The 12330-nt window shown below is 62.0% G+C and carries 8 protein-coding genes; 1 reads left to right on the top strand and 7 read right to left on the bottom strand.

Annotation, left to right across the window (positions count from 1 at the left end; translation table 11 throughout):
• Window positions 1-65: 65 nt before the first annotated feature.
• The 4 genes from ACAM_RS03945 to ACAM_RS03930 all read right to left on the bottom strand — a co-directional run bounded on the left by ACAM_RS03945 (window position 66) and on the right by ACAM_RS03930 (window position 4480).
• Window positions 66-1220, bottom strand: coding sequence for a cystathionine gamma-synthase (locus tag ACAM_RS03945; protein WP_022541518.1), 1155 nt, complete (start codon window positions 1218-1220; stop codon window positions 66-68).
• Window positions 1217-2386 carry a PLP-dependent cysteine synthase family protein gene (locus ACAM_RS03940; protein WP_022541517.1) on the bottom strand — a complete coding sequence of 390 codons (1170 nt, stop codon included), beginning with the start codon at window positions 2384-2386 and terminating at the stop codon, window positions 1217-1219. Before ACAM_RS03940 ends, ACAM_RS03945 begins: the two co-directional genes overlap by 4 nt.
• A 149-nt stretch (window positions 2387-2535) precedes the next feature.
• The gene (locus ACAM_RS03935; RefSeq protein WP_062662169.1) at window positions 2536-3510 is read right to left on the bottom strand and encodes a PD-(D/E)XK nuclease family protein; all 975 of its coding nucleotides are present in this window, start codon (window positions 3508-3510) and stop codon (window positions 2536-2538) included.
• A gap of 121 nt (window positions 3511-3631) precedes the next feature.
• A complete protein-coding gene (locus tag ACAM_RS03930) occupies window positions 3632-4480 on the bottom strand; it encodes a hypothetical protein (RefSeq protein ID WP_022541515.1) in 849 nt (282 codons plus the stop codon).
• 246 nt (window positions 4481-4726) lie between these two features.
• On the opposite strand from ACAM_RS03930, the gene ACAM_RS03925 reads away from it, so the two are divergent.
• Window positions 4727-5818 carry a hypothetical protein gene (locus tag ACAM_RS03925; RefSeq protein ID WP_022541514.1) on the top strand — a complete coding sequence of 364 codons (1092 nt, stop codon included), beginning with the start codon at window positions 4727-4729 and terminating at the stop codon, window positions 5816-5818.
• A 204-nt stretch (window positions 5819-6022) separates the two neighbouring features.
• On the opposite strand, the gene ACAM_RS03920 is transcribed toward ACAM_RS03925, so the two are convergent.
• The 3 genes from ACAM_RS03920 to ACAM_RS03910 form a co-directional block, all read right to left on the bottom strand.
• Window positions 6023-6250, bottom strand: coding sequence for a type II toxin-antitoxin system CcdA family antitoxin (locus ACAM_RS03920; RefSeq protein WP_022541513.1), 228 nt, complete (start codon window positions 6248-6250; stop codon window positions 6023-6025).
• A 177-nt stretch (window positions 6251-6427) separates the two neighbouring features.
• Entirely contained in the window at window positions 6428-8023 is a 1596-nt protein-coding gene (locus ACAM_RS03915; protein ID WP_148706399.1) for a coiled-coil domain-containing protein, read from the bottom strand.
• 75 nt (window positions 8024-8098) lie between these two features.
• Entirely contained in the window at window positions 8099-12199 is a 4101-nt protein-coding gene (locus ACAM_RS03910) for a S8 family serine peptidase (RefSeq protein ID WP_022541511.1), read from the bottom strand.
• Between the last annotated feature and the right edge of the window lie 131 nt (window positions 12200-12330).

The raw sequence follows: 12330 nt of genomic DNA, 5'->3' as shown, positions 1-12330 counted from the left end.
GCGTTTAGATAGAGAGTAATAATTAGTTCGAAACTTGGAAGTAGTTTCCCTCGTTCCCGTTTTCTCTAGGTTTTCTTGAGGGCTTGTTCTATGTCCTCTATGAGGTCTTCGAGGTCCTCTATGCCTACTGAGAGTCTTACTAGGCCGTCTGTTATCCCTGTCTTGAGCCTCTCCTCCCTGGGTATTGAGGCGTGTGTCATGAGTGAGGGTATCTCCACTAGGGATTCTACTCCTCCGAGGCTCTCGGCGAGGGCTATGATCCTGAGGCTCTCTACGAATCTGACCGCCGCCCCGGCGCCTCCCTTGAGCTCGAAGGAGAGCATGCCGCTGTAGCCTGTCATCTGCCTCTTAGCCAGGCTGTGCTGGGGGTGTGTTGGGAGGCCGGGGTAGATTACCCTGTCCACCTTCGGGTGGCTCTCTAGGTGTTCGGCTATCTTCATAGCGTTGTACTGGTGCCTCTCCATCCTGAGGGCTAGGGTTTTGAGGGATCTCATGAGGAGGTAGGAGTCCAGGGGTGGTAGGACGGCGCCGACGGCGTTCTGGTGGTACTTGAGCTTCTCGTAGACCTCGCCGCTGTTGACCATCACGGCCCCCGCGAGGATGTCTGAGTGGCCTGAGAGGTATTTGGTGGCGCTGTGCACCACTATATCCGCCCCCAACTCCAGGGGCTTCTGGAAGTATGGGGTGGCGAAGGTGTTGTCAACCACCAGGTAAGCACCCGCCTGGGACGCTATCTCCGCCACGGCCCTGATGTCGGCCAGCTTCAGCAACGGGTTGGTGGGGGTCTCGAGCCATATCATCCTGGTAGCGGGCGTCAGGGCCCTCTCGATGTTACTGGGGTCGCGGGCGTCCACGTAGGTGACCTTAACACCGAACCGGGCCATCACCCTCTGGAAGAGCCTCTTGGTGCCGCCGTAGAGGTCGTCGAACGCCACTATATGGTCTCCCTCCCTCAGCAGGGCGAGTATGACGGTTGCCTCTGCCGCCAAGCCAGAGGAGAAGGCCAGGGCGTACCTGGCGTTCTCGAGGGCTGCCAGCTTCTTCTCAAGGGCGTCCCTAGTGGGGTTGGAGGTCCTCGAGTACACGTAACCCTCCTCGGCCTCAGCCACACTCCTCTTCCAATACGTGACGGAGAGGTGTATAGGGTGCACCACATCGCCGTGGAGGGTCTCCCGGGGGTCCTCCCCCGCGTGGACGGCCTTGGTGGTGAAGCCCCTCACAGCAGCTCCCCCAGCACCTCCTCGTCCCTCGTTGAGAACCCGTTCTCCCTCATCCACCTGTCGTTATAGAGCTTGTTGATGTAGTTCCTACCCGTGTCGGGGAGTATAACCACGGCAACACCCCTGACCCCCCCAGTCTTTATGTGCTTCACGGCCGCGTAGAGGGCGGCGCCCGAGGAGCCCCCCGCCAGCACACCCTCAAGCCGGGCCAGCATCCTGGCCATGGAGAAGGCCTGCTGGTCCGTGACCACAACCACCTCGTCCACGAGGCTCAGGTCTATGGTTGAGGGTATGAAGTCCTCCCCAATCCCCTCCACCTTGTAGGGTCTGGCGTGCCTAGCAGCCTCCCGGGGGCTCATGCCCTTCTTGACGAGGCTGTATATGCTCCCCTCCGGGTCCACACCAACAATCCTCACGGAAGGCTTGGCCCTCTTCAGATAGCGGGCTACCCCGGTTATAGTTCCCCCGGTCCCCATGCCAGCGTAGACCACGTCAACCCTGCCGCCAGTCTGCATCCATATCTCCCTCCCCGTCGTCTCCTCGTGGGCCCGTGGGTTTGCCGGGTTGCTGTACTGGTTTGGTATGTAGGCGTAGGGGGTGGGCTCGACGCTGGACTCTAATACAGACCTGAGGTCCTCAACCCTCTCCTCCCTGACCAGCGTCTGCACCTTCTCCACAACCTTCCTCACCTCCCCCTCACCGGGCCTGCCGCCTATCATCCATAGCAGGTTCCTCACCGCCTCTGCCACCCTGTAGTAGGAGAGGGGGCTCTCCGGGGGGACTGCTGTGGGGGTTCTGATGACGTAGGCGCCGTAAGCCCTGAGTATTAGCTCCTTCTCTAGGCTCATCTTCGACGGCATAACAGCTACAAGCCTGAAGCCGTAGTGTATGGCGCCGAGCGCCAGGCCTACCCCGGTGTTGCCGGCTGTGGGCTCGATTATAACCGCGCCCTCCTCGACAAGCCCCCTGCTCCTAGCATCCATCAGCATGTAAAGCCCTATCCTGTCCTTCACGCTACCCCCAGGGTTGAACATCTCCAGCTTGCCGTAGAGCTCCACACCCTCTAGCCGGAAGAAACGCTCCACTCTCCCCAGCCTAAGGAGGGGGGTGCCGCCTACAAGGTCCAGGATACTCCCGTAAACACCGGATCCAAGACCCTTCCGCACTTGGCCCACCATCCTCCATAGAAAATCTATACTACCGTGGGAGGGATGATGTGGTGGGACAAGTGTTTTTATAGAGTCGAAAACGGGTGGTAGAGATAAACCCTTTACCCGGGTTTTGGGGATTTTCTCGTGGGGGAGGGAGAGGCTGTTTACTGGGGGGTTATCGGGGCGATCTCGACGCCCAACCTCTCCGCGAGGGCCCGGGCCCTCTCATCCACGAAGCCTCCGACTATTACGAGCCTCGGCTTCACGCCCTCCGCCCTCTCATATAGCAGGCCGATCCTATGCATCTCAGCCACGTCCGCCTGAGTCACCTGTGACTTGATCTCGACGAGCACGTGCTGCCCGTCCTTGACTACCACGTCGACCTCAACGATGGAGGGGTGGCCGTATACTATGCCCTCCTTATCATGGTGGATCCAGCGGCCGACCACGCCTGCACCCAGGACCTCTTCAACCACGTGCTTCATCGCACTCCTAAAAGCCTCCTCAGTTAGTATCCCGAACCTGTGGGCTATTGTGTTCATCATCCTCATCATGTTGACCAGGGCCTGCTCTACGCGTAGAACCCGCTCGGAGAGCCTCCTAAACTCCTCCTCAAGCCGCTGGAAACGCTGTTCCAGCTTGAGATGGCGCTCTTCGAGCTTTTGCAACCTCCGCTCCAGCTTGAGCTGCCGCTCCTCAAGCCGCTGGAAACGCTCCTCTAGGTGTAGCTGCCGCTGCTCGAGCTTCTGGAAACGCTCCTCCAGAAGCCGGAACCGCTCCTCGAGCTTCTGGAACCTCTGCTCAAGCTTCTGGAACCTCTCTTCCAGCCTGAGCTGCCGTTGCTCGAGCCTTTGGAACCGCTCCTCAAGCTTTTGGAACCGCCGTTCCAGGCGTAAATGCCTCTCCTCAAGCCGCTGAAAACGTTTTTCCAGTAGCTGGAACCGCTCTTCAAGCTTGATTTGACGCTCCTCCAGATGGCTGAACCGCTCCTCTAGGCGGAGCTGCCTCTCCTCAAGCTTCTCAAACCTCTCAAGCAGCTCTTTGAAGCCCAGTAAGCCCATGAGGGCGTAGCGGAACTCCCTATCTCGCTCCAGCGTCCTCAGTATCCTCTCGATCTCCCTTTTCGAAAGGCTCGACATCTCGGTACACACCGGTATCGCAGGCCGGTTGATATGGTGAAGTGTAGGCTCCATGGATATACATAGTTCTCCTAAGATTTATAGTGTTGCCCCTCCCGCTGGTATCAGCGGTCCGGCCTGGCTACTCGTCTTCATGTCCTCCGCCCCCAAGGATGTCGAGCAAGGTTCTAGCCTCCTCTAGAGCCTCCTCCCCGTACCTCTCCCTAATCCTCTTCTCCATCTCGACGTAGAGTATTGCCAGGCCAGCCGTCATCCCTAGGGGGCCCGTCGGGCCTATCGTGACCTCGGGGTGTGCAAGGGATAGCCACGTTAAGATTAGAGACACCAATGCCAGCAGGGCTGCCGCGGCTGTCCTCGCAGTGGTGGGTGGAGCGTGTAGTAGGCTCCAGAGCAGGGTTAAAGCTACTGTTGCCAGGTAGATTGTGGCTATGGCGGTAAAGTAGATCTCATACTCGGGGTACCGCTGGTAGAGGGTGTAGAGGCCTGGTAGGGGGAGGGCTAGTCCCAGAATGTAGAGTATGAAAGCCAAAGTGGAAAAGGCGAAAACCACCCCGCCCAGGCCTGCGAGCCTCGCCATAAACCCGTCGAGACCCCAGCCTAGAACGCTGGAGACCCTCACGAGCAAAGTAGACTGGACAACGCTCAGATACATTAGAGCGGCAAGGAGGAAGAACATTATCACGGCGAGAAGCACCGTTATAAACAAGAGGATGAAACCACTCGGCCCAGACCCAGCCTCGTACAGCCGCTCTCTCACGCCAGCGACGATGAAGGCGACCGGGTTAAAGACCCCTCGGGCCAGGGTCGGCTCAGGATTCTCCCCTAGGAGGAAGTTTCTGAGGAAAGTTGCAGAGAAGGAGAAGGCAACTAGTATGAGCGAGCCTAGGAAGCAGTAGCCTAGGGACTCCCTCGCGGCGTAGGCTGCAACAGGCCTCCTATCAAAATCCTCGGTAAGATGGTAGATGCTCACTACTAATCCCCCAGTTCCACGGGGAGTGATTAAACGTGGAATGTGACGATACCAATAATGGTGGATGTTACTACAATGATTCATCACATTGTTGATAATGAGTGGCTAGGACCTTCCCCCGATCTTATATAGCATTACTGCTGGAGAGCCCCTATGAGAAGATAGATTATGTTGTTTAGCCCGTGATATTTGTGTCACAGCTCTCTAAAACTAGTGGCTGCCCAGGCTGGGCACGGGGGATTTAGGGTGTGGCAGGGAAAGGCTTTCCAGGTGAAGCTCTCCACAGTCGCCCTGCCGGGTATAGCGGTGGGGCTGGGCGGGGGGCTCTTTGGGATTGTCCTAGCCCCCCTTGCGCCGGGTCTTCATATGGGTCTTGTGGGGCTGGGTTTGGGCCTGGTTTTCCCCCTGTCCATGTATGTTGTCTTCACGGGCAGCCTCAAGAGCGGCGCCCCCCGTAGGGGGCTCGAGGCTCTGGCCCCGGTGTTGGCGGTCTCCGGCGCTATCCTAAGCCTCCTCCTATACCCCGCCGGGTTGCCTTGGAGGCCTCTGGCCGCCTCTGCCCTGGCATTCCTGGGCCTCCACACCCTACTCCAGCTGGTGGGCTGGGGTAGGCGGGAGCCCCGGTGGCCCCTGCTATACCCCCCTATCGCGGGCGCCATATCCCTCGCCCTCCCCCCGGAGGGGTTGGGTGTTGTGGAGTGGATGCTGAGGATAGGCCTCTACCTCGACGCTCCCATGATACTCGTCGTAAGCCTATACACAGTCGCCAGGAACTACGGCCGGAGGCCCACCACCCCTCTCATGGCCGCAGTTTTGGCGCCCAACGCCCTGGCCCTAGGCCTCGCCGCTCCTGGTCAGGGGCTCCACGCCACGCTCGCTCTGGCAGGCCTCCTAGCTTACTACCCCGCCCTGGGTCTTCACCGGGCTCCCGAGCTTTTGAGGAGGGCCTCCAGCCTCCCGGGGCCCGCGGGGGATGCGGTCAGGTATATGGTGGTGTCCCACCTCCTCACAATACCCCCTATGCTTCTCTCCCTCCACCCCCAGGCCACTGTGCTGGCGAGGATTCACCTCCTCTACATCGGTTTCATAGGCGTCCATATAATCCTCCACGCCCCCCTCCTCCTACCCCAGGTAGCCAGGGTCAAGCTGTCGAAGAACTACCAGCCCATCCCCCCAGCCCTACTCTCGGCAGGAGCCGTTGTCAGAGCCGTGGCTCCAGAGATATCATACATGATCGTCTTGGCGGCCCTTGCCGCGGCCGCTGTTCAGTTCAGGCCCGAGGGCGTGGTGGGATCGAGGTCCTCACCGGGTTCTGCCCCCCCAAGATCTAGGCTCTAGGCTCTTATAGTCGCGTATATGGTGTACAATGCCTAGCCCCCTAACCCTGCTGTTGGATAAAAGTTTTTCGCCGCTTGTATAGAAGGAGGCTGACAGCCTCATGGCCACCGCTATATACGCCGCATCGTAGACGGTGACACCGAGTTCGGAGCTGAGCTCTGGGGAGCGGCGAGCAGCTCTACGCCAGCGTCAGCAACCACCCGTCTAGCCTGCACCTCTATCCTCCCTCACGAATCCCGATGCCAGCTCGCCCTCAATCCTCCCTACGCTCCTCTTGAACCCCTCCATCCTCTCCCTAAGCCTCCTGGCCTTCTCCCTCCTGACCAGCTCCTCGAGAAACTCCCTCACAGCCCTGGAGTAGTTTATCCCAAGAATCTCAAGCTCCTCCTTAAGCTTTCTGGGAACTCTCACACTGATTACAGCGCTAGCCATCGTCTACACACCATGTATACATTTAGCGTAAACACTTTGAATATAGCTGGTACAGCATACATGCTTCCACCCCGAGACCCGGGAGGGCTCCCAAGCAGTGAGACAAAACGAAAATTCGATAGCATACAGGAGGCTGGAGGGCTGGCGTCAGGGGTTACCAGGCCTCTGCTACGCCTCCTAGCCTCTAAGCACTCTTGCTATCGCCGCTGCGGCTGCTGCTAGGGCTACTAGTGAGGCTCCAGCCGCCGCCATGCTCCAGCGGTTGGCCGAGCTGGCGGTCTGCTGGGCCTCCCTGGACTTCTCCTCTAGCTGGGTCTTCAGCTCCTGGAGCTGGGTCTGGAGGTCCTCGATGCTTGTGTCTTGCGCCTGGTTCCTCTCCTCCGCCCTGGCTAGACGCTGTCCGAGGTCCTCTATCTCTAGCCTCGCCTCGTCTATCGTGGCCTGGAGCATGCTCAGCCTCCCGTCTATCTCGTCTAGGGACTGCCTCAGGGTCTCAACCCTCGTCTGGAGGCCTGCTAGGTCTCCGGCGAGGGCTTGCAGGCTGTCTTCATGGGTGGCGAGCCTCTGCTGGAGCTGCTCCAGTGTTGAGCCTACAGTGTCTAGCCTCTGCCTGAGGTCCTCGAGGCCCGCCTGGGCCTCCGCCAGCTGGCTGGAGACTCTGTCGAGCTCTACCCTTAGGTTGTCTAGGCTGGCGGCGAGGCTGTCTATATCCTCCTCGGCCTGGGAGAGCCTCTCCTCGCTCACGCCCACCCTGGCCTCGAGGTCCTCGACCCTGCCGCTCAGGCTCTCCAGGTCCTTTGACAGGGCCTCGAGCTGCTGGCCCATAGCCTCCACAACCCCCGAGAGGTCCTCGAGGGAGGACTCCACAGCCTCAAGCCTCAACTGTATATCCTCCACGCTATCCTCCAGCGCCCCGACCCTAGAGTCTAGGCTGGACAGCTGCAGGGTGAGGTCCTCAACCGCGAGCTCCAGGTCCTCCACCCTCTGCCCAAGGCTGTCGAGGGCTAGGCCGAGGTCCTCCACAGCCTGCTCAACCAGGCCGAGCCTCTCCTCCAGGGGGGCGACGTAGGCCGAGGCCACCTCCTCGGCTATCGCCCTAGCCTCCCCCAGGGTTGCAACACCCTCAACAACCTCTATCTCCGCCGTGGCAAGCACCGCCTCCCCACCGTAGACGCTCTGGAACCTCACCCAGACTGGGGGTGTGTAGACGAGCTCCACAGTGTATACACCGCTGGGCAGAGGGGGTAGCGGGAAGCTGGCTGAGGCCCTCCCATCCTCTCCTGGGAAGAGCACCGCCACCGTTACGCCCGCTACCCGGAGCTGGTAGGCGTAGGACACCCCGCCGCCCCCCAGGCCCTCGGCCTCAGCAGTAACCAGCTCCCCCACGGCGGCCTGACTCTTATCCAGGGTGAGGCTGGGCTCCACCACCTCCACAGTGGCTGTGGTGGAGAGGCCTGAGAGGGCCTGGAACTCCAGGGTGTATAGCCCCGGCCCCAGGTCCCTCGGTAGGCCCACCATCTCAATACCCTCCCCCGTGGAGCCTAGGTAGAGGGTTGCAAGCAGGGTCTTGGATGCCCCTGTGGAGAGCCACACCTCCACTATATCGTAGGGCTCGAAGCCCCCCAGCCAGACTAGTATGTCCACGGGCGGGGAGGGTGTGGGGCCTACGACCATCACAGCAGGCTGGGCCCCCGCAACCCCGGTGGAGAGGGGGGTGAGGAGGGCTGAGGCTATGAGGATAGCCGCGAGAAGCGGGAGACGCCCGGAAACCACATGCACCACCCCAAGCATCAAAGGTCCATACTATAGTCACCCCCCGGGGAAAAACACGTGTAGCCAGGCCCCTTATCACCCGGCCTGAGCGACAGGTACCACCGTGTATATGGTTTCGCTGGCGATTCTCTCGGCCTCCCCTGTAGTGGTGAGACCGCTGCTCATCCTAGGCAGCGCGAGGCCGAGGTCTATCCTGGCCAGTATATCCTCGGCGGATGGATCGCTCGGGAGGGTTATGGAGACCACTATTGACGCCACGTGCCCCCCCAGGGGCTCTGTGTAGCCTGCTACATCCGCCGACGCCCCGGGCGGGGGCAGGGTCCACCCGCCAGCATCCCCATAGGCCTCCACCCTGGCTTCGAGCGGCTGGTCTACGAGGTCTCCGAGCCTGTAGAGCGTGGCCATCGACACCGCGGCCTGCGCGGCCTCCCCGGGGGCTGCGGTGCCCTGGGTGTGGATGGGGGTGTGGTATATGGTTATAGCCACCGGCTGCCAGGCAGTCTCGCCGCTGTACTGGACCGCCCTGTATACTAGGAGAGCCCTGCCGGGGGCGTGGTTGTAGGCTGCCAGCACCGTTTCACCCGGCCCCTTCCCCGGCTGGTCCCAGAAGCCGGTTAGCAGGGGGTCGAAGAATGTGTTCGCCGTGGAGGCCTCCCTCGAGGCTAGGGCGAGCTCCTCCACACCAACCAGGACCTCCCCTCCCTCAACCGCGGTGATGGAGGGCCTGTTGAGGTAGAGGTAGGCGTCTATGTTGGTGGCGTACGCCTCCCTCCCCTCCTCGACGCTCCAGGAGAGCCTCGCCACCGTGAGCCCAGGGCCTGGGAGCTCTATAGGGATTATCCTCCAGTCACCATCCTCATACCACCACCAGTAGTTGAAGGCGCCCCTCACCCACGCCTCCTCATAGTACTCGTCGGGCCCGAGCCCCTGGGGGACGTGCACCCCTGTGTGGCCGGGCTTGTAGGGGCTTAGTATGGTGTAGGGCATCCTATACTCCCTCCCCCCGGCGGAGGCTACTATATAGCCGGTGTAGACACCCGGGGAGGGGGGCGATACCGTGGCGGTGACCACGGCCCGGCCATCAACAGTCAGGTCCTCGGGGAGCATGAGGGCCCCGCTCTCCCTCCACGAGAGCCCCAACACCTCTACCGAGGCCTCGACCACCGGGTTCTGGGGTGGTGAGAGGCCTGCTAGGGCAAGCCTAACCAGGAGAGCCTCCTCCACCTCCCCTGCGACACCCAGGGCAGCCCTCGCCTCGGCGAGGTCCTCGCCCAAGTTTGAGAGCTGGATTCTGAACGCGTTAGCGGCCCTCTCGTCAACCGAGAGGACGTAGTACTCCCCGCCGTCCCCCAGGCCGTCGCCGTCCAGGTCTGCCCAGTAGAGGAGAGCCATCACGCCGTATTGGTAGCCCTCCCAGGCAGTCGAGGACCTCTCCCGCCCAAGCCTGTCGAAGACCTCGTACGGCAGGGTGAGGCTGACCTCCAATGGGCCATGGGGGAGGGTCTCGGGGTCGATCGTGGCGACGTCGAACACCGAGTAGGCTCCGCTCGTGGAGGCGGGGGTGGAGAGGTCTAGCTGGGACCTGTAGCTCAGCACGGTTTCCAGCCTGGGCTCCACGGCCCTCAGGCCCACCACACCATCCCCCTCGACCACTATTTCAACCGAGGTCCTCGCACCAGCCCCAGCCCAGAGGTGGATCATGGGGAGGCCCAGGCCCTGGGTATCCAGCGGGGCGCCGCCGGCCAGGTCCTGGAGGGTGTCTGTGGAGTAGATGAAGAGGCCGAGCTCCAGGCTCTTCAGCAGGCTTATCGCACCCGCCGCGTTCACAACCCCAGCACCCAGGTCCGTCCAGGGCCTTCCACTCCACCCCGCCGTCATGGCCAGGGCTGTGTAGACCCTCAGCCACCCGGCGAGGCCTAGATGCTCGGCGCCCAGCACCTCCTTCCCCGCCTGCACCGCCAAGGCCGCGGCCCCCGCGGCCATCGGAGTAGCCATGCTCGTGCCTCCGAACAGCAGGGGGAAGGCCCTGGGCTCCAGCCTCCCCCCGACAATATGGTCTAGGCTCCTCCCGGTTGTGTAGGCGGAGGCGCCCACAGCGGCCAGGTTGGGCTTGGGGAACCCTGTGTGGCTTGGACCGCGGGAAGAGAAGTAGGCGGGGTCCCCGTGGCCGCCCAGGCCGGCCGGGGTGGGCAGGTAGCTGGGGGGCTGTAGTGAGAGGTAGGCCATGTCAGTCACCGCCGCAACAGCCACCGCCAGCCTGGCTGTGGCGGGGGCGGTGACCGTCCCTAGCCCGGGGCCCCCGTTGCTGGCCGCCACGAAGTGTGGCACCCCCGTCTCCAGGGTTATGGAGTCTATGAAGAGGCTCACCTCATCCATGCCCAGAGGCTTGTCGACATAGTACTGGAGAGAAGGTATCCCCCAGCTGTTGGTAGTCATGTCAACCAGGGGGCTCCCGGTCCATACCCACTCCGCCTTGACCGGTGTGCCGCGGAGCCTGGGGTCTAGGCTGTCCCAGGGGTCGGAGCCCCCCTCCCACGGCGACGTCCAAAGCGGCTCCCCTGTCTCAGAGTCGACCATCATGTAGCCTGAGAACGTGAGCATGGCGTGCTCGTAGATGTACATGGAGCTCGCCGCCAGCATCGCCTCAGGGGCGGTGCCGGAGACAACCATATCCACCTCCACCCCAAGCCCCGTCTCCACGTTGAACACGTACTCCCTGCCAGCGGCGGTGGAGGCAGCCATGGTCCCGTGTCCATCGGGGTCAGTATGGAAGACCGCGTATCTCCCCCGCCAGAAGTCGAGGCCGGGTAGCAGGTAGCCTGTTGGCATGCCGTTCGTGGGTATCCTTGCAACACCACCCTCCGGCAGGCCGGAGGCCAGCTCGTCCAGCAATCCCGTCGCCATACCCAAGGCCGCCCCGGCTATGTCAGCAGTATACCCGGCGAGGGTTCCGATGGGGAAGTCTATGTCCCCGTCACCCCTAGCGTCGTAGCCCGCCAGGGGGGATTGGAGGGTAACGGGCTTCTCCCCCTCGAAGCTGTAGTCAGCCGCGGCGGGGGCGGGGAAGAGGGTTAGGCCCGCCTGCCTGGCCGCTGAGGCTAGGTAGTGGAGGGCTGTTGTCGTGTCTAGGTAGACCGTGTCGTAGAGCCCGTCAGCGTCGAGGTCGGCGACGAGCCCGGGCACCGTCATCCTATACCAGAACAGGCCGCCGTCGGCAGTCTGGGCTATGTTCTCCGACACAAGGAGCCCATACCTGGGGGGCGAACCGCCCTGGAGGGCGGCCTCCACAACCTCACCCGGAAGCCCTGGGGGCTCCAGGCTGTAGGTCTCGTAGCCGAACCCCGCCTGGCCCTCAGGGTCCACGTACACAATGGAGGCGAAGCCCGAGGTCCTCCTAACAACAATCCCCAGGCCTGCGGAGCCAACCTCGACAGTGTAGAGCCCCTGGAAATCCACAACACCCACCCTAGCATCGGGGTCCACCTCAACCTGGAGGGGGGCGGCGAGGAATACCATGCCATAGTCCACTACAAGCGGCAGCCCCTGGGGTGAGAGCGCCACCTTATCCTCGCCAAGCCCAGGGCCAGAGAAGTCCACGCCAGTGTCAATAACCCCTATGACAACACCCTCCCCCCGGTACCCCATCCCCCACGCCTCCAGAGCACCAGTCAGCCTAAGCGGCCTGTCGTAGACGAGCGAGCCTCCCACCACAGCGGCTTGAGACCGGGCCTCCAGCACCCCCCTAACACCCACCGGGGGCTGGGCCTCCGCCGTGGAAACAGGCTTGAGAGGCCCCAGAGGCATGATGAGTGAGACACCCCTCTCCCCGGCGAGGCGCCTGAGGTCCTCAACACCCAGGGAGCCGCCAGCCAGCGAGACCAGGGGCCCCCTATAGAGCCAGACCAGCCCCTCATACTCCCGCAGAAGCCTCTCAGCCTCCGCCCGGCTGTCGAGGTAGACCACAACAGGCACCGCAGCATCCATAGCCTCCAGCTCGCCCAGCCCAAGACCCTCCTCCTCGAGAGAATCCACAAGCATGGCCAGCGGCCCAGGATAGCCACTATAGCCCCCGAGGTCCTCGCCACCCGACTGGGCAACGCCAGGAACCAAAGCCGCCGAAAATACCTGGAGAACTAGGAGGAGGAGAACAGTGAGTTTGAGTGTTGGAAGCCGCAAGCCCGGAAACCCGCTTAAGAGTATCCCAGTCTAAGCAGCATATAAAGTGTTCGACAAAAGGATAAGGCCTGGCATACGTCTTCATAGTCCTGTAATACATATTAGTATGCAGTGGCTATACGTGTAATACG

This window comes from Aeropyrum camini SY1 = JCM 12091 (genome assembly GCF_000591035.1).
GTDB classification, from domain to species: domain Archaea; phylum Thermoproteota; class Thermoprotei_A; order Sulfolobales; family Acidilobaceae; genus Aeropyrum; species Aeropyrum camini.
The sequence above is the reverse complement of the archived record's forward strand: the minus strand, read 5'-3'. Positions and strand labels throughout refer to the sequence as shown.

What these genes read in the sequence shown, in the direction of transcription:
- ACAM_RS03935 (WP_062662169.1), bottom strand. Translation starts at nt 3,510, where the DNA reads ATGTCGAGCCTTTCGAAAAGGGAGATCGAGAGGATACTGAGGACGCTG.
- ACAM_RS03920 (WP_022541513.1), bottom strand. Translation starts at nt 6,250, where the DNA reads ATGGCTAGCGCTGTAATCAGTGTGAGAGTTCCCAGAAAGCTTAAGGAG.